General features: G+C 39.7%; 18 protein-coding genes. 11 read left to right on the forward strand and 7 right to left on the reverse strand.

From position 1 onward, the window contains the following. Positions 1-59: 59 nt before the first annotated feature. Positions 60-242, forward strand: a complete 183-nt coding sequence (locus tag R2Q94_RS00960; protein WP_316819563.1) for a hypothetical protein — start codon at positions 60-62, stop codon at positions 240-242. 23 nt (positions 243-265) lie between these two features. Continuing rightward, positions 266-820 (forward strand): DUF2911 domain-containing protein, encoded by a 555-nt coding sequence (locus R2Q94_RS00965; protein ID WP_316819564.1) that lies wholly within the window; start codon positions 266-268, stop codon positions 818-820. A gap of 81 nt (positions 821-901) precedes the next feature. On the opposite strand, the gene R2Q94_RS00970 is transcribed toward R2Q94_RS00965, so the two are convergent. From R2Q94_RS00970 to R2Q94_RS00995, 6 genes are all read right to left on the reverse strand, one after another. After that, the gene (locus R2Q94_RS00970) at positions 902-1,405 is read right to left on the reverse strand and encodes a hypothetical protein (RefSeq protein WP_316819565.1); all 504 of its coding nucleotides are present in this window, start codon (positions 1,403-1,405) and stop codon (positions 902-904) included. Next, a complete protein-coding gene (locus tag R2Q94_RS00975; protein ID WP_316819566.1) occupies positions 1,402-1,983 on the reverse strand; it encodes a sigma-70 family RNA polymerase sigma factor in 582 nt (193 codons plus the stop codon). The genes R2Q94_RS00970 and R2Q94_RS00975 overlap by 4 nt, the downstream gene beginning before the upstream one ends. 65 nt (positions 1,984-2,048) lie before the next feature. Then, entirely contained in the window at positions 2,049-2,408 is a 360-nt protein-coding gene (locus tag R2Q94_RS00980; protein ID WP_316819567.1) for a DUF6249 domain-containing protein, read from the reverse strand. A gap of 151 nt (positions 2,409-2,559) precedes the next feature. Next, on the reverse strand, positions 2,560-2,985 hold the full coding sequence (locus tag R2Q94_RS00985; RefSeq protein ID WP_316819568.1) for a hotdog fold thioesterase: 426 nt from the start codon (positions 2,983-2,985) through the stop codon (positions 2,560-2,562). Further along, on the reverse strand, positions 2,985-3,491 hold the full coding sequence (locus R2Q94_RS00990; protein ID WP_316819569.1) for a DinB family protein: 507 nt from the start codon (positions 3,489-3,491) through the stop codon (positions 2,985-2,987). The genes R2Q94_RS00985 and R2Q94_RS00990 overlap by 1 nt, the downstream gene beginning before the upstream one ends. Beyond that, entirely contained in the window at positions 3,469-4,686 is a 1,218-nt protein-coding gene (locus R2Q94_RS00995; protein WP_316819570.1) for a HAMP domain-containing sensor histidine kinase, read from the reverse strand. The genes R2Q94_RS00990 and R2Q94_RS00995 overlap by 23 nt, the downstream gene beginning before the upstream one ends. 89 nt (positions 4,687-4,775) lie before the next feature. On the opposite strand from R2Q94_RS00995, the gene gltX reads away from it, so the two are divergent. The 8 genes from gltX to R2Q94_RS01035 all read left to right on the forward strand — a co-directional run bounded on the left by gltX (position 4,776) and on the right by R2Q94_RS01035 (position 14,258). Continuing rightward, positions 4,776-6,284 carry a glutamate--tRNA ligase gene (gene gltX / locus R2Q94_RS01000; protein WP_316819965.1) on the forward strand — a complete coding sequence of 503 codons (1,509 nt, stop codon included), beginning with the start codon at positions 4,776-4,778 and terminating at the stop codon, positions 6,282-6,284. A 72-nt stretch (positions 6,285-6,356) separates the two neighbouring features. Then, complete coding sequence (locus R2Q94_RS01005) at positions 6,357-7,193, forward strand: neutral zinc metallopeptidase (protein ID WP_316819571.1); 837 nt, start codon at positions 6,357-6,359, stop codon at positions 7,191-7,193. A 133-nt stretch (positions 7,194-7,326) separates the two neighbouring features. Then, the gene (locus R2Q94_RS01010; RefSeq protein ID WP_316819572.1) at positions 7,327-8,451 is read left to right on the forward strand and encodes a hybrid sensor histidine kinase/response regulator; all 1,125 of its coding nucleotides are present in this window, start codon (positions 7,327-7,329) and stop codon (positions 8,449-8,451) included. A gap of 15 nt (positions 8,452-8,466) precedes the next feature. Beyond that, entirely contained in the window at positions 8,467-12,072 is a 3,606-nt protein-coding gene (locus R2Q94_RS01015) for a response regulator (RefSeq protein WP_316819573.1), read from the forward strand. 43 nt (positions 12,073-12,115) lie between these two features. Further along, a complete protein-coding gene (locus R2Q94_RS01020; RefSeq protein WP_316819574.1) occupies positions 12,116-12,484 on the forward strand; it encodes a response regulator in 369 nt (122 codons plus the stop codon). 4 nt (positions 12,485-12,488) lie between these two features. Beyond that, positions 12,489-13,313 carry a protein-glutamate O-methyltransferase CheR gene (locus R2Q94_RS01025; RefSeq protein WP_316819966.1) on the forward strand — a complete coding sequence of 275 codons (825 nt, stop codon included), beginning with the start codon at positions 12,489-12,491 and terminating at the stop codon, positions 13,311-13,313. After that, positions 13,313-13,879, forward strand: coding sequence for a chemotaxis protein CheB (locus tag R2Q94_RS01030; protein ID WP_316819575.1), 567 nt, complete (start codon positions 13,313-13,315; stop codon positions 13,877-13,879). Before R2Q94_RS01025 ends, R2Q94_RS01030 begins: the two co-directional genes overlap by 1 nt. A 10-nt stretch (positions 13,880-13,889) precedes the next feature. Then, on the forward strand, positions 13,890-14,258 hold the full coding sequence (locus R2Q94_RS01035; RefSeq protein WP_316819576.1) for a response regulator: 369 nt from the start codon (positions 13,890-13,892) through the stop codon (positions 14,256-14,258). Between the two features lie 87 nt (positions 14,259-14,345). Here the strand turns inward: R2Q94_RS01035 and R2Q94_RS01040 are convergent, their stop codons facing one another. Further along, positions 14,346-16,028, reverse strand: coding sequence for a dipeptidyl-peptidase 3 family protein (locus R2Q94_RS01040; RefSeq protein ID WP_316819577.1), 1,683 nt, complete (start codon positions 16,026-16,028; stop codon positions 14,346-14,348). 137 nt (positions 16,029-16,165) lie between these two features. On the opposite strand from R2Q94_RS01040, the gene R2Q94_RS01045 reads away from it, so the two are divergent. Beyond that, entirely contained in the window at positions 16,166-16,999 is an 834-nt protein-coding gene (locus R2Q94_RS01045) for an N-acetylmuramoyl-L-alanine amidase (protein WP_316819967.1), read from the forward strand. Positions 17,000-17,106 lie beyond the last annotated feature (107 nt).

The following is a 17,106-nucleotide window of genomic DNA, read 5'->3' on the forward strand; positions in this document are numbered from 1 at the left end:
CTAATGCTGCTTCCTATTTTGAAATAAATCAATATCTTTGGGGCCTAAGTATATTAAAAATGACTAACGAAGAAAATAACAACAGTTTTGATTGGGTATATTATGTTTTAGGCTTGTTTTTCGGGACTTTAACTGCAGCAATAATTTCAGGCGGATTTTTATGGTCTGTTTTAGGTGGAATTATTGGTTTCATTTTAGCAGCAATGTTCTTAAACGGATTGGTTAAAGACCGCGAATATTAGTATTTTAAGTACTTTTATTTCCTATGAAAAGATTCAGCTTAATTGCAATGTTAGCGCTTTATGCTACATTTTCACAAGCGCAGGAATATAAATTACCGGCAGTAGATCCGAGTCCTGCCGATATTCTTTACTACCCCTTAAATGTGGCTAAAGCTAAAGATAATTCCAGCCCGGTGATGAAGGTTGTGTATTCCAGACCTGGAAAAAAGGGACGCGATATCTTCGGTGTCCTGGAACAGTTTGGTAAAGTCTGGCGATTGGGAGCTAATGAGGCAACTGAAATCAAGTTCTTTAAGAACGTGGTCATTGGAGGTAAAAAGATAAAAAAAGGGACCTATAGCCTATTTGCTATTCCTGAAAAGGATAAATGGGTAATGATCCTGAATAAGCAAACTGATAAATGGGGTGCTTATACCTATGACGAAGCACAAGATGTGGTTCGGGTAGAGCTGCCTGTAAAGCAAATGGAAAAGCCTGTAGAGACTTTTTCTATGACCTTTAATCCACAAGCGGAAGGTGCAAATCTGATCGTTGCCTGGGATAAAACGGCAGTTGAATTGCCAATAGCTTTTAAATAAAGTAAATTTTAATTTATATAAAAAAAATGCCTGGTTCTCAATGGAACAGGCATTTTTTTTTGACCTACATTTTAATACTTTCTAGGAATTTGCATTTTGCTGAGTTCGTTTTCTTTTTAAAAGCGTATCCAGAAAAACCAGAGCAAGGAGCAGATCGATAAAAAGGAAAACCTTAATAAAGGCTGGACTGATATATTTACTGAAATTCAATGATTTGTTAGGGATAAAGCTACTGATTTCGAAATTTTCAAAAGTAAAGTTACTGTTGACCAGGATATACACCACAATGCTCAGTATCGCAGTGATAAAAAAAGCAGAAATGCCATAAATAATTCGCTTATCGACCTTCGTCTTTAAAGACATTGGAGCGGTTTCCAGCTTTACCTGTTCCATTACATTTCTGGTGAATGACATAGAGGGTTCTTCAAGATCCATTTCAGTCATTTGGGTATTTATGTCGAGCAATTCCTCATATAAGGAACGGTAAACTGGGTCAGACGCTATTTTAGCTGCGATGGCCAGTCGTTGTTCTTCATTGCTAGTGCCATCAATATAATCCCAGATTTCATCTTCTATACTGATCATAATAATTCTTCTACTTCGTCCTTTAACAAATATTGTAATTTCTCTTTTAATCTTATTCTTGCCCGGTGCAATTTTACTTTCACCGTATTACTTTCCATATGGAGGGTTTTTCCAATCTCCTCCAGACTTTGTTCTCCCTGATAAAATAAGGTAATGATACTGGCATCATCAGGAGCTAACAATGAGATTGCCTGATTCAGGTAAACATAGTTTGATTTTTTTTCTACCAGATCGGCATTAAAATCGCTACTCTGATTTTCCAGCTGAAGTATACTGCCTTCGTCATCAATGGATTGCACATCTAGACGTTTTTTTCGTAAAAAGCTCATCGAGGTAGTGTAAGTGATGGTGTAAAGCCAGGTGGAAAATTTAGCGGTCTGCTTATAGCTACCTAGAGCCTTATAGGCTTTAATGAAACAATCCTGTGCAATTTCTTCAGCATCCTCCCTGTTTTTGGAGAAACGCAAGGCCAATGTAAATACAAAGCGCTGATGACGTTTTACCAGTTCGGCGTAAACCGGGGTATTGCCCGACAGGACTTCAGTAATTAAATCGATATCCGATTGCTTATGCTGCATATTTTAATTAGACGCGCGTCTTTTTTAGAGAGGTGTAATTGGAAAAAACGGAGACTTATATATTATTACAGGTCTTTTTGTTTGTCCAGCCAGTTTTTCTCCATTGCATAAGAGACAATCAATCCTATTCCTCCGAAAATACTCAGACATCCAAAATAAACTGCTACACCTTCTTCTTCTTCAATTCCGGTAGCTCTTACTGTAAATAACGCCACAATTAAGCCTAATCCTAATCCTACTAATAGTAATCCAAATTTTAAACTTACAAATGGCATTGGTGCACTTGGTCTAGGTCTTGCCAATCCCGGCTCCATACCTCGCTCAATCATGGCCATTTTTTCTCTACTAACCATATACCTCCAGCCAAAAATTAGTGCTGTAGTAGAAAGAAAAAACGTGATAGGTACTAAAATCTCTGGTCCCATATTATTTAAATTTATTTGTTAAAGATCTGTTTTATTGAACTCATGTTCTGTAAGCTATGACCACCTTAAAATGAAAGAGGTTACAGCAGAAATGAAAAAAATAAAAAAAACTGGAAACAGTTAAATAAGGGGATGGATCAGAGGCGAAGACTTAAGATTGAGGTTTTGGGATAATGGCTACAGTCAAACGACTGACGCAGTTCATTTTACCCTTATCGGTGTATAATTTAATTTCCCAGACATGAGTTTTGGCTCCAATATGCAATGGCTTACAAATTCCGGTTACCAGACCACTTTTAACTGGCCTTAAATGGTTGGCATTAATTTCAAGACCAACTGGCATGTATTTATCCGGATCAATACACATATAGGAGGCAATACTGCCTAAGGTTTCAGCAAGGACGACGGACGCCCCACCATGCAGGATTCCTGCAGGTTGATGTGTCCGCTCATCTACCGGCATACTGGCTTTTAAGAAGTCTGGGCCAATTTCTGTGAATTGAATGTCCAATAATGCTCCTAAATGATTTTTCGGGCGGTCATTTAATTCCGCTACTGTAAATTCTGAATACCACATTATAAATACCTTTCTTCAATTATACTGATATGGTGTGCAATATGTCCTGCGATAACAAATAACAACGCTCTAACGCTAATCTGGCGTTCTGATGCGGTGCCACTTCGATCTAATTCATGTTCATTTAAAGACCTGAATAAGTGTAAATTTGCCTTTCTTAATAATGTAAACTCTTCGGAAAGGCTTAATAAACTACGGTCCTGGAAATGGGCATTGGCTACATAATCATCTTCATCAAAACCAGGAAGTGCATGTTGTTCTGCACGGGCAAAACAAGTTAAGCGATATACCAGGATACGTTCCGTATCTATGATATGTCCTGCCATTTCCTTGATCGTCCATTTACCTGCTGCGTAAGCAAAATCTGCCTTTTCTATCAGGTTATTCAGATAATCTGGAAAATCTGTGGCCTGTTTTTCTAATATTCCCAGGATGTCATCTCCTGAAATTTTGCTGATGTAAGTCTCCGCCCAGGCGGGATACTCATGTGTTTGAGGTCGGTTCATAAGTAATGCTACTTTTTAAGATGATGCGGAAAGTCGTTCCTTTTTCAAGCTCTGATTCCTTCACAAAAATTTGTCCGTTATGATAGTTCTCTATAATCCTTTTGGTAAGTGATAGTCCCAGACCCCAGCCGCGTTTTCGGGTGGTATATCCGGGTTGGAAAACCGCATCAAATTTTGATCTGGCAATTCCTCTTCCGGTATCTGTTACATCAATAAAGACCTCTTCTTTTGTAAGGTTTTCAATGATGTCAATCGTGATCGTACCTTCATTCTCAATAGCATTGGCTGCATTTTTTAATAGATTTTCAATTACCCAATCAAATAAAGGAACATTCAATAATGCCCGAACCTGCTCATCACCGGTAATCTTGAAAATGATCTTATCTGAAGTACGGAGTTTAAAATATTCTACGAAATTGTGAATCACGGTGTACACCACATGATCCTCCACAATCGGCTTAGATCCAATCTTGGAAAAACGGTCGGTGATGACCTCCAGTCTTTTGATGTCGTTTTCCATTTCGGCAATCAAAGGGTCATCTTCCGCATTAAAGCGCGATTTCATCAACTCTACCCAGGCCATCAGGGAGGATATAGGTGTTCCTAGTTGGTGGGCTGTTTCTTTGGCCATACCTACCCAAACCTGATCCTGTTCTGCTTTCCTTGCGGAACTAAAAGCGACATAGGCAGTGAGCAGAAATAATCCGATTACGGCCAATTGTATGTATGGAAAATACCTTAATTGTGTTAAAGTAGGGGAATCTTTGTAGTAAATGTACCAACGGGTATCATCGAGGCCGATAATTGGTGTTGGGGGATGTTGTTTCTTCATGATCTTCAGCTCCCTTAAAAAGTAATCGGGGTCGTAAGTTAGCCCATCTTTTTTCTGAAGGTCATAATTCGTTTTTGTTGAATCCAGTCCATTATACGAAAGGATGGCTCCTTCGGAATTGATGATCATAATGGGTAATTTGGTATTCGTTCTGATGATGTCTACCAGGTCCGTCGTATTTTCATCATCATACATCGCCAGCGCCTTTTCAGTCACCTTTACATAAAGTTGAAATTGCATTCTTTCCTCACGTTCCATCTTTTTTACGAAGAAATCGCTATACAATACAGAAGCAGTACCAATCACAATGGCAAAAAATAGTAAGAAGAATTTCCAGCGGCGCTTTTTTTCGTATGGATTCATAAGTTATCCGGGCAAATTACAAAATAGCATTCAAAGATTGATGAATAGAAAGGTAACGCGTTAAAAAATATATCTTTGTAATTCGTATGATGGAAAAGAAAGTAAGAGTAAGATTTGCCCCTAGCCCAACAGGCGGGTTGCATCTGGGTGGTGTACGCACCGCTTTGTTTAATTATTTGTTTGCTAAGAAACACAATGGAACCTTCGTCCTTAGAGTAGAAGATACCGATCAGACACGTTTTGTAGAAGGTGCAGAAGCCTATATCGCTTCCTGCCTGGAATGGTGCGGCATGAAGCCGGATGAAAGTCCTGAAGCTGGAGGTCCATTTGCTCCATATCGCCAGAGCGAACGTAAATCTACTTACAAACAATATGCAGATCAGCTAATTGCTGATGGTTATGCTTACTATGCTTTCGATACTCCGGAAGAATTGGAGGCCAAACGTAAAGAAATTCCTAATTTCACTTATGGACTTTCTACCCGTGGCGACATGAGGAATTCCCTAACTTTATCTGAATCGGAAGTAAATGCACTTTTAGCCGCAAATGCAGCTCATGTAGTACGGATAAAAATGCCTGCTGATGAAACGGTATCCTTTACTGATTTGATCAGAGGTCATGTGACTTTTGATACCAATCTGGTAGATGATAAAGTCCTTTTAAAAGCTGATGGCATGCCAACTTATCACTTGGCCGTAGTTGCGGATGATAAAGCCATGGAAATCAGCCATATTTTTAGAGGTGAAGAGTGGTTGCCTTCTGCACCAATTCATATCCTGCTTTGGAGGTACCTTGGCTGGTCGGATGAAATGCCGCAATGGGTACATTTACCATTAATCCTTAAGCCAGACGGTAATGGCAAGTTGAGTAAACGTGACGGTGACCGTTTGGGCTTTCCGGTTTACGCACAAAATTGGACTGATCCAAAAACTGGTGATTTAACTCAGGGATTTAAAGAACTTGGTTTTATGCCGGAAGCATTTGTGAATTTACTGGCGATGTTGGGTTGGAATGACGGAACTGAGCAAGAGATTTTCTCTATGGCAGAGCTGATTGAAAAGTTCTCTATTGAGCGTATCAGTAAGGCCGGTGCAAAGTTCGACTTTGAAAAAGCCAAATGGTATAACCACGAATGGATCAAAAACAGCACAGCAGAAACATTGATGCCAATTGTTAAACAGGAATTTGCCGCAAATGGGACTGAAATCAAAGATGATGCTTATTTAGCCACAGTGATTGACCTGATTAAAGATCGTTGTCATTTGTTAACCGATTTCGTTCCTCAAAGTGCTTACTTTTTTGTAGCCCCTGTTGAATTTGATCTTCCAGCTGTGAAACCAAAGTGGTCAGCAGAAAAAGCCGAGTTTTTTAATGCTTATGCTGCGGTAATTACTGATGGTTTAACTGCTCAGGAATTAGAAGAAAAGTTCAAGGAACTGGCTGCAACGCATAGTTTTAAACCTGGAGAGTTGATGTTACCTTTCCGTATTATGCTGGTAGGTGGGAAATTTGGTCCGGCTGTATTTGATATTGCCATAGCGCTAGGCGCGACAGAAACTATCCAAAGAATACAGACTGCTTTAACTGCTTTTGCATAAAAATAAACTTTTCGTTTAAATTGGTATAACAATTGTCCCAGACTTTTGTAAACCAATTTAAACGGAATTTATATGCAATGGTTCGGTAAAGGAAGTGGAAATATTGAAGACAGAAGAGGAATGAGTGGGGGCGCCATCGGAGGTGGCGTAGGAATTATAGTTGTCATCCTCGGCTTGCTCTTCGGACAGGATTTAACAGGCCTTGTAAGTCAGCTGCCCATCAGCGAAATGACTCAGGGAACGGCTAAAACTGGTGCGCCTACAGATAAAGAAGCAAAATTTGTAGACGGAGTGCTCGAATCTACCAATCAGGTATGGGAACAGCAATTTAGGGAAATGGGAAAAACCTATGAGGAACCGATCCTGGTGCTGTTTACCAATAATGTCCAATCAGCCTGCGGAAATGCGAGTGCTGCAGTAGGCCCATTTTATTGTCCAGGGGATCATAAAGTATATATTGACCTCAGTTTTTACCAGGAATTACAAAGCAGATTTGGTGCTGGAGGAGATTTCGCACAAGCTTATGTAATTGCTCATGAGGTAGGACACCACGTTCAAAATTTGCTGGGAATTTCTGAGAAAGTACAACGCGCCAAGGCGCAGCTTAGCGAAAAAGAATATAACAAACTCTCTGTAAAACTTGAACTCCAGGCAGATTTCTTTGCCGGTCTATGGGCGAATCATGCCCAAAATTTAAAAGACTTCAAATTAGAGGAAGGCGACCTTGAGGAAGCCATTACGGCTGCAAATGCTATTGGTGACGATAAGCTTCAGAAACAGGCTCAGGGGGAAGTTGTTCCTGATGCTTTTACTCATGGTACCTCTGCCCAAAGAATGTACTGGTTTAAAAAAGGTTTTGATACTGGCGATATCCGTCAGGGAGACACCTTTAATTCCGCACAACTTTAGGCTTCCTGCAAGTTTTTTGATATATAACATGTCTAAACATGTTTTATTCTTCAAACTTGTATAAATTAGCAATATACTATTTGCACAATTATGCATTGGCAACTGATCATTCAGTAGCCTTATTTATTTAATAATGATACTAATTGTAGATGATACCCCCGAGAACCTGATCTCATTAAAAAAGGTTCTGGAGAAACATAATTTTGAAGTAGATACTGCATCTTCAGGAGAAGAGGCTTTAAAAAAAGTCCTCAAAAATGAATATGTTCTGATTATCCTCGATGTACAGATGCCAGGAATGGACGGTTTCGAGGTTGCTGAGGCAATTTCAGGCTATAGTAAAGCCAAGGAAACCGCAATTATTTTCCTCTCCGCGGCAAACACAGAAACTAAGTTTATTACCAAAGGCTATTCTTCCGGAGGACTTGACTATATCACCAAGCCGGTGGATATGGGTATCCTCCTGCTTAAAGTGAAAACCTTCTATCGTATTTATGAGCAAAGTCGCAAGTTGATTGAAATTCAAAATGCATTACTTGACGAAATTGAGTTCAGAAAGCAGGCCGAGCGGAAGAAAGACGAGTTTATTAGTATTGCAAGTCATGAATTAAAAACTCCGCTGACCAGTGTGAAAGGTTATGTTCAATTGCTTGATAGAAGTATTGATAAAGGTGATGTGCCAACCTTAAAGAAGCATTTGGCGAAAGCTCAGGTGCAACTGGAAAAATTGAATGAGCTCATTACTGACCTCCTTGATATCTCGAAAATCGAAAGCGGTAAGCTAAAATTCAATAAACAGCCTTTTTTAATAGATGAGTTACTGGTTAATGTAATGGAGATTATCCACCAGTCAAATCCTGAGTTTAAGTTGCTAAAAACCGGATCTGTGGGTAGAGCGCTTTGTGGAGATGAAATGCGTATCGAACAAGTGATCATCAATTTTCTAACCAATGCCATTAAATATTCGCCGGGAACTTCTGAAGTCCATATTCATGTTGAGGAACGAGGGGAATACATTTATTTAGGTGTTAGGGATTTTGGTATCGGAATCGATAAAGAGCTCCAGAAAAACGTATTTGAGAAGTTTTATAGGGTGGAAGAAACTGCCATCCATTTTCAGGGATTAGGGATAGGACTCTACATTTCTGCAGAAATTATCAGAAGACATGGGGGAGAAGTAGGGGTGAAAAGTATTCCTGGTGAAGGTTCCGAATTTTATTTTAGTATTCCATTTAAAGCCACATCCGAAAAGGAGTAAAAGAAAATTAATTATATGCAAAATAAGCAACGATCTTTAAGAAGGAAACTGCGTATTGGACTAGGCTTGTCCTTGCTGATACTATTTATTAGCTCTTTTGCTTCTTATAAAAGCATTACCAGCCTCATCAATAGCGCTGAATTGGTTCAGCATAGCAATGAGGTGATTACTGGGCTGGAAGAAATCATCTCTACCTTGAAAGATGCGGAGACGGGGCAGCGGGGCTACCTGCTTACGGGTGAAGAGGTCTTTCTGGATCCTTATAATGGAGCTAAGCAACGTGCGAATGCCTTGCTTCAGCATATCGGTTTATTAACCAGAGACAATGTCTTACAGCAAAGGCAGGTCGCTAAACTGGATGAAATTATTACCGGACGTTTAAAAGTTCTTGAGCAAACCATTACAATCAAGAGACGTGGAGGAAATGTAAGCGTTTCCGAATTGCTCAACGGTAAAACCTATATGGATAGTGCCCGCGCAGTGATATCCAGTATGGAGAAAGAAGAAAAAAGATTGCTGGAAGAGCGTACGGCAGACATGAATAAGCTGTCCAGATTTACTCCAATGCTGATTGTAATTGCAGCGCTGCTGGCCATCATGATTACCATCTTCTTTTACCGTAAAGTTATTTTTGATTTCAATGAGCGTTTAAAACTGGAAGAAGAATTAAAGGAGAAAAATGAAGATATTGACCGTAGAATAGAGGTGGTTAGGCATACTGCCGGACAGATCTCGAATGGTGATTATGACATCAGACTAGATCAGGACGGTGAAGACGGATTAGGCAGTGTGGCTGGATCACTCAATGCTATGGCCGAATCTTTAAAATATTCCTTTACACTGTTGGCCGATAAGGAGTGGCTACAATCAGGGATTGCCAGTTTAAATGATCAAATGGTTGGCGAGAAAAGTGTTCCTCAAATGGCAAATGATATTTTGGAGAGTATTGTTGCCCATACCAACAGCCATGTGGCGGCCTTTTATCTGTTGGAAGAAGAGTCGCATTTGGAATTAATTGCAGGATACGCCCTTTTGGAGAAGGAGAAACAACAAAATTTAAAGCTAGGTGAAGGCCTCGCCGGACAAGCCTGGAAATCTGCCAAGCAGATTTTAATTAATGACATTCCAGATGAAGCGCTCAGTATCAGTTATGCTGCCGGAAAGACCAAACCACGCAATATTGTAGCCATTCCTGTTTTACGTCATGAAGAACTGGTGGGCGTAATAGAACTGGGCTCCCTGAATATATTTACACCTTTACACCTCGAGTTTTTACATACGATCTCTACCAATATCGGTATTGCAATTCACGTATCTCAGAATCGCAAAAAACTACAGGAATTTCTGGAAGAAACACAGGCACAAGCAGAAGAATTACAAGCACAACATAGTGAACTAGAGGGGCTAAATGCGGAATTGGAAGCGCAAACGCAAAAAATACAAACCTCTGAAGAAGAATTAAGAGTGCAACAGGAAGAGTTGTTGCAAAGCAATCAAGAGCTTGAAGAACGAACCAGTTTATTGGAAGAAAAAAACCAATTGATCCAGGAGCGTAATCTGGATATTCAGCAAAAGGCTGAACAGCTCGAGCAAAGCACCAAGTATAAATCGGAATTCCTGGCCAATATGTCTCACGAACTGAGAACGCCATTGAATTCGATATTGTTACTTTCTAAACTGATGTCTGATAATAAAGACCTTGATGAAGAATATATTGAATACGCAGAAGTGATTCAAAGTTCAGGACAAGGTCTTTTAGCCTTGATTGATGAAATTCTGGACCTTTCTAAAATTGAGGCAGGAAAGATGAAGCTGGAATTTGCCGAGGTCTCCATGAATGAAGTGTTGACCGACATGCGGGTCTTATTTGCGCCTTTAGCTGCGGATAAGAAGCTGGAGCTCGAATTAGAACTGGAAGACAATCTGCCTTATGTAGAGACAGATAAAATGCGTCTGGAACAAGTGTTGAAAAACCTGCTTTCCAATGCGATTAAGTTCACCAATAACGGTAAGGTTAGCCTGAGTATCAATAAGGATGTTACTGGAAAGTTCCTGCTTTTTAAAGTGAAAGATACCGGAATTGGGATTCCAAAAAATAAACAGGCGATGATCTTTGAAGCTTTCCAACAGGCAGATGGCTCTACCAGACGTAATTTTGGTGGCACAGGGCTAGGGCTTTCCATCAGTCGAGAGTTGGCTAAACTACTGGGTGGAGAGATTAAACTGAGTAGCCAGGAGCAAGTAGGTAGTGAGTTTAGCCTGTTGATCCCCATCAAACAAACTGATGCGATCACCTCTGTGCTTGACACCTCTGATCTGGAAATCAACGCTAAGCCCTTTTATTCAGAAGCCCTTGTTGAAGCGCCCATAGAACGCTTTACCGTGCAAAAAATCCCTCAGGAAATTGAAGACGACAGGGATTCCATTCATCCTGAGGATAAAGTAATCCTGATCGTGGAGGACGATACCAATTTTGCCAAAATGCTGTTGCAGTTTACCAGAAAAAGAGGTTATAAAGGGATTGTGGCTGTAAGAGGTGATGTAGGGATTGAACTCGCCAACCAGTATAAACCGCTGGCGATTTTACTGGATATTCAATTACCGGTAAAAGACGGTTGGCAGGTGATGGAGGAGCTAAAATCTAATCCGGCCACTAAACCAATTCCGGTTCACATCATGTCCTCTCTTGAAGTAAAAAGGGAAAGCTTGCTCAAAGGAGCCGTTGATTTTATCAATAAGCCTGTAGCATTAGAGCACATGAAAGAGATCTTTCAGAAACTGGAAGATGCCTTTAGCCGCTCACCAAAAAAAGTTCTGATTGTGGAAGAAAATAAACAGCATGCAGAAGCATTGAGCTTTTTCCTTAGCAATTATAATATCCATACGGAAGTAGTAGATAATGTAGGGGAAAGTATTGGCGCTTTACATAAAAAGGAAGTTGATTGTGTGATCCTGGATATGGGCATCCCCGATAAAAGTGCTTATGAAACTTTAGAAACGATTAAAAAGAGTCAGGGCTTAGAAAACCTACCGATTATTATTTTTACTGGAAAGAACTTATCAAAGGGTGAGGAAATCAGAATCAAGCAATATGCGGACTCCATCGTTTTAAAAACGGCACATTCTTACCAGCGAATTTTGGATGAAGCAGGTTTGTTTCTTCATCTCGTGGAGGAAAAAGAAACGGAAGGAAAACATAAAAAACAAATATCAGAACAGCTCGGAGGACTTTATGAAGTCCTCAACAATAAAACCGTTTTAATTGCAGATGACGATGTCCGGAATATATTTTCTTTAACCAAAGCATTAGAACAGCATAAAATGAAAGTTCTGGCCGCTACGGATGGCAAAGAAGCGCTACAATTGCTTAAAGACAACCCGACGGTAAATGTTGTCCTGATGGACATGATGATGCCGGAGATGGACGGATATGAGAGCACCAGAGAAATTCGAAAGATACCTGCTTTCAAACAATTGCCTGTTTTGGCTGTTACAGCGAAAGCAATGATGGGTGATCGGGAGAAATGCATTGCTGCAGGTGCTTCGGACTATATTTCCAAGCCCGTTGATATTGATCAGCTTATCTCCTTACTTAGGGTCTGGCTCTATGATAAAGCTTAAGCTAGAGATCGGATAAAATAGAATGCTCAATTGTTTTTGATATATGGCAGATAATAAAATACTTATAGTAGACGACGACAACAGGAATATCTTTGCGCTTTCAGCAGTATTGAAATCAAAAGGCTTTCAGTGTGTTTCTGCAACCGGAGGGGAAGAAGGACTGGATCTTTTGAGAAGAGAGAAAGGAATAGCGGTAGTGTTAATGGACATGATGATGCCAGGAATGGATGGTTATCAGGCCATGGCTCAAATGAGCAAACATCCGGAACTTAAAGAGATTCCTGTGATCGCTGTAACCGCGCAAGCCATGCTGGGGGATAGAGAACGTTGCCTCGATGCCGGAGCAGTAGGTTATGTTTCCAAACCGATCAACGTAGATGAATTAACAGACCTGTTAAAGCTTTATATTTAACGCTATTTTGGAACCGACTGCTGTTAATGACGACCAGGTTGAAGTTTTGCTTTCAGATTTATTGGAGCAATACGGATATGATTTTACCGGATATTCTAAAGCTTCATTAAAGAGAAGAATTAACAGGTTGTATGCTTTGGATAAATCGCTCAGTTTCGCTGAATTTCGATACAAGCTGAGCAATGATCCAATCTATTTTAAACGATTTGTTGAGCAAATTACCGTAAATGTGACTGAAATGTTTCGTGATCCGGAGTTCTTTAAGACATTGAGAATGCAGGTATTACCGCAGCTGGGGACTTATCCGTTTATACGGATCTGGTTGGCTGGAAGTTCTACGGGAGAGGAAGCTTACTCGATTTCGATTGTATTGAAAGAGCTTAATTTGTTGCACAAATCATTAATCTATGCCACAGATTTAAATCCCACAGTGCTCGAAAAGGCTGCTCAGGGGATGTTTTCTATGTCGCAAATGAAACAATATTCGGAGAATTATATTGCTGCTGGTGGAACTAAGGACTTCTCCAGTTACTACAGTGCAAATTATTCTCTTGCTAAATTTGATGATGAGCTGAAAAGTAAGATTATCTTTTCTACCCATAATCTGGTTTCAGACCACTCATTTAATGAATTTCAGCTGATCCTTTGCCGGAACGTATTGATTTATTTTGATCGTGACCTGCAAAACAAAGTCCTGGAACTTTTTAATGACAGTTTGGACGATCTTGGCTATCTGGCATTGGGAACTAAAGAAACCATCGAATTTTCGGATATTCACAAACAATATAAACGATTACCCGGAAATAAAATCTGGAGGAAACAACGCTAATGAAAGCCTGTAAAGCATTTATAATTGGAGGATCTGCGGGAAGTCTGGAAGTACTTTTAAAGATGCTTCCGGCGGTTAATCCGTTACTTTCCTTTCCGATTGTGATTGTTATACATAGAAAACATGGTGCCGATTCATTATTACCAGGACTGTTGTCTTCCAGAACGAAAATGCCTGTTAAAGAAGCGGATGAAAAGGAGATGATGGTTCCTGGAACCATTTACATTGCGCCTTCGGATTACCATTTGCTGATTGAAATGGACTTTACTTTCTCTTTGGACTACTCGGAAAAAGTCAATTATTCCAGACCAGCGATTGATGTGACTTTCCAGACTGCAGCAGAGGCTTATAAAAAGGAATTGGTTTGCTTATTGCTTTCTGGATCAAATGCAGATGGCGTGAACGGCTTGCAAACTGTACAAAATTGGGGTGGAACTGTAACTATACAGGATCCGGATACTGCACAAGTACCCTATATGCCCGAACAAGCAAGGAAAAGGATGCAGATTGACCGAATATTACGTATTGAAGAAATAGCAGATTATATTAACTTATTGAGTAAATAATAATAAATAAATGGGGAATTCTAAAAAGGTTTTTGTGTTCGATGATAATAGTGATATCCTGGAATTGTGTACAATTATCCTGGAAGATGCAGGGTATGAGATCAAGACCTCTTCCACTTCCAACGAGATTATCGATCAGGTGATGGCCTATATGCCAGATATCATCTTTATGGACAATTGGCTACCTGATGTAGGTGGAATTGATGCCACGAGAGAGCTGAAAGGTGATGAACGTTTAAAAAATATCCCGGTCATCTATTTTACAGCCAATAATGACGTAAAATCCCTTGCTGCACAAGCAGGAGCTGATGGGTATCTATCTAAACCTTTTGATATTCAGGAGCTGGAAGATATCATTGTCAGGCATTTAAAGGATTAAGCAGCTGCTTTCCAAAAATATTGAGAAATAAAAAGGCAGCAAATCAGGTGATGGTTGCTGCCTTTTTGTAAGCGATAATGGCTGAGTCTATTTTACACCCAGTACATCAACCCCCTGTTCAAAGATAATATCTACAGGAATGCCTTTCTGGGTCAGTTTGTCTAAGTCTCTTTGTAGCTCAGGACTAATCACTGCATTTTCCTTTTGCACTTTAGCAACGGCTGCTTTATCTCCATTGCCCTGAAGGGTAATGATTAGGTTACTCAACTTATTCATTGCAGATTCAAACTTTTCAAAATTTACTTTATAAGTTCCATTCTGGTTTCTGATGAAGGCTCCATTTTCTTTGAAAAAATTGAAACATTGCATATTGGCTTTACCATGAGCACTTGCTGCGCCAAATCTTACTGAGCGTAAAATTCCGGCCATATATGTGGTATAAAAGGTTTTCAAATCACCTTCTAATTCTCCTTTTTTGAGTAAGCCTGTGACCATGTAAAGGCCTAATACATCCGCTTTACCTTCTTCCAACCAAGAGTATTGTTCTTGTAAAGCTTCTTTCACAAAACCTTTACCAGTTACCGTTTTCTTGATGCCAAGGCCATGAGCCACTTCATGGAACATTACATTTGCGAAAAATGCATCAAAATTGATGTATTGTTGCTGGTCCTTGTCGATGAGTTCTTTAGCAATTGGAACCAGAATCTTATCGAATTTGGCTTTCATTGCATTTTTCAATTGAGAACGTCTGGTGCCTTTTTTCTGCTGAATGATTTCGTCATTAGGCAGGTTAACGGCAATAGTTTTTGATCCGGCGTTACAATCTCCTGCATAATATACCACGTCATAGGCATTTAGCTCTGAATCAATTCCAGGTTTTTCTTTTTTATATTTTGCATTTACTGGCAAGCCTTCCTGTAATTGAGGTAACATAGCTACATATTTGGCCAGTCGTTTACTCCAGACTTTATCCTTTACCAATACATAAGACTCATAAGAAGCTCTGGCATTGAATAACTTGTCTTCATAATTTTCAATTGGGCCAATAATGATGTCCAGTGTATTCGTTTTCATGTCTAACCAGGCATAATCACTGGCAGTAAAATCGTCTGAGGTTAAAGCATCTGCGCGAAGGTTCAGGTATTTTTTAAATGCGAGATCTTCTGTCAGCAATGCTGCTTGTTTTAATAATGAAGAGGCATTTTGCAATTCTGAGGCAAACAATACATGGTAAGGAATCTCAATTAGTTTTCCTGTACTGTCTTTTCTAATCACAGAATACTGGTTGAATTTATTTTTTAGATCTGATTGCTCTAAAGTTTCTTTTTTCATCCCGGCAGGATAAAATGTTGCGCCTTCAGGTTTTGCGCCGATGCCAGCTATAAACGGACGATCTCCATTTAAGCGATCCCATGGGCCGTAATTTATCCAAACAAAAGCTTTAGTTTTTTCATCTTTTATCGTACTTAATAAGCTGTCGCGTTGAGGGTAAGCCTGTTTCCAGAACAGATCATCCATAATTTGCGCAGCCTGAATCAATAAAGGTAAGATCTTACGGTCAGTAGCAGATAAATCGTTCAGGTTGGTCGTTAATTTCACCTTTTCATAAATGCCAAGGCGCTCACTAACGTAGCGTTGTAAGCTGTCTTCACTGGAACTGATTTCTTTGGCATGGGTATTGGTGTTTCCCTGAGGATTACTACAAGAATAAATCCCTGTAGCGATCGCACATCCGGCAATTATAAGCGTTAATTTGCTTAAGTTCTTCATATGGATACTTGTTTTTTAGCGGTAGCAAAGTTACATCAAATGCCGGCATTTTTGTCACGATCCTGCATTGATCTGAATATAAGATGGCAACTAAATTAGTAAAAAATAGTAATTTTACCATTTCGATTACCTCCACTATGATACAAAATCATCCAATTAAAAGCGCAGCTCTATTTATATTTCCCTTGTTTTTTATGGCCTCGTGTTCTACCAATAAGTATGCTGCGACCAATAAAATCTATAAAGAACAGGCGACTGGTTTTGCTGAAATTATCAAATCTACTCCGCCCTCAAAACAAGCCAAAGAGACACTTGATCCTACAATGCAGGATTGGATTGGTTCTGTTAATTTCGGGATGCGCCGGCCAAATTTTGTCATACTGCATCATACTGCACAGGACTCTTTGAATCAAACGGTGAAAACATTTCTGAATAAAAAAGCGGAAGTGAGTGCACATTATGTGGTTGGCAGAGATGGTAAGGTGGTTCAAATGGTAAATGAATACCTGCGCTCTAACCATGCAGGAGTAGGCAAATGGGGGAATGATACCGATCTGAACTCTTCTTCGATTGGGATTGAACTGGATAATAATGGCAAAGAGCCTTTCGCAGATGCACAGATCAAGAGTCTGGTGACACTGCTGGCTGCATTGAAGAAAAAATACAATATTCCTTCAGCCAATTTTATTGGCCATTCAGATGTTGCGCCAAGACGTAAAATAGATCCGTTAAATTTCCCATGGAAAGTTTTAGCAAAAAAAGGATTTGGATTATGGTATGATGATGTGTTGAAAATGCCTCCTGCAGATTTTAACACAGATCTGGCATTGAAAGCAATCGGCTACAATGTGAGTAACGTAGCCGCTGCAATTGTAGCCTTCAAAATACATTTCGTACAAACTGATATCAGTCCTGTGTTGACTCCGGCTGATAAACTCATCTTGTACAATTTATATACTAAATACCTATAATTAGCTTTCGCTAAGTTGTGCTCTTATAGCTTCAGCGTAATGACTAGTAAATAATAAGGCCCGATCAACTGATGAAGTTGATCGGGCCTTATTTGTATTTGAAGTCC

Source organism: Pedobacter gandavensis (assembly GCF_032678465.1).
GTDB lineage: Bacteria > Bacteroidota > Bacteroidia > Sphingobacteriales > Sphingobacteriaceae > Pedobacter > Pedobacter gandavensis_B.

Excerpts from the sequence above, each read along its gene's own strand:
- R2Q94_RS01030 (WP_316819575.1), top strand. The coding sequence starts at position 13,313 with ATGAAAGCCTGTAAAGCATTTATAATTGGAGGATCTGCGGGAAGTCTG.
- R2Q94_RS01040 (WP_316819577.1), bottom strand. The coding sequence starts at position 16,028 with ATGAAGAACTTAAGCAAATTAACGCTTATAATTGCCGGATGTGCGATC.
- R2Q94_RS00990 (WP_316819569.1), bottom strand. The coding sequence starts at position 3,491 with ATGAACCGACCTCAAACACATGAGTATCCCGCCTGGGCGGAGACTTAC.
- R2Q94_RS00985 (WP_316819568.1), bottom strand. The coding sequence starts at position 2,985 with ATGTGGTATTCAGAATTTACAGTAGCGGAATTAAATGACCGCCCGAAA.
- R2Q94_RS00980 (WP_316819567.1), bottom strand. The coding sequence starts at position 2,408 with ATGGGACCAGAGATTTTAGTACCTATCACGTTTTTTCTTTCTACTACA.
- R2Q94_RS01045 (WP_316819967.1), top strand. The coding sequence starts at position 16,166 with ATGATACAAAATCATCCAATTAAAAGCGCAGCTCTATTTATATTTCCC.
- R2Q94_RS01020 (WP_316819574.1), top strand. The coding sequence starts at position 12,116 with ATGGCAGATAATAAAATACTTATAGTAGACGACGACAACAGGAATATC.
- R2Q94_RS01015 (WP_316819573.1), top strand. The coding sequence starts at position 8,467 with ATGCAAAATAAGCAACGATCTTTAAGAAGGAAACTGCGTATTGGACTA.
- R2Q94_RS01035 (WP_316819576.1), top strand. The coding sequence starts at position 13,890 with ATGGGGAATTCTAAAAAGGTTTTTGTGTTCGATGATAATAGTGATATC.
- R2Q94_RS01010 (WP_316819572.1), top strand. The coding sequence starts at position 7,327 with ATGATACTAATTGTAGATGATACCCCCGAGAACCTGATCTCATTAAAA.
- R2Q94_RS00970 (WP_316819565.1), bottom strand. The coding sequence starts at position 1,405 with ATGATCAGTATAGAAGATGAAATCTGGGATTATATTGATGGCACTAGC.
- R2Q94_RS00960 (WP_316819563.1), top strand. The coding sequence starts at position 60 with ATGACTAACGAAGAAAATAACAACAGTTTTGATTGGGTATATTATGTT.
- gltX (WP_316819965.1), top strand. The coding sequence starts at position 4,776 with ATGGAAAAGAAAGTAAGAGTAAGATTTGCCCCTAGCCCAACAGGCGGG.
- R2Q94_RS00975 (WP_316819566.1), bottom strand. The coding sequence starts at position 1,983 with ATGCAGCATAAGCAATCGGATATCGATTTAATTACTGAAGTCCTGTCG.
- R2Q94_RS00995 (WP_316819570.1), bottom strand. The coding sequence starts at position 4,686 with ATGAATCCATACGAAAAAAAGCGCCGCTGGAAATTCTTCTTACTATTT.
- R2Q94_RS00965 (WP_316819564.1), top strand. The coding sequence starts at position 266 with ATGAAAAGATTCAGCTTAATTGCAATGTTAGCGCTTTATGCTACATTT.
- R2Q94_RS01005 (WP_316819571.1), top strand. The coding sequence starts at position 6,357 with ATGCAATGGTTCGGTAAAGGAAGTGGAAATATTGAAGACAGAAGAGGA.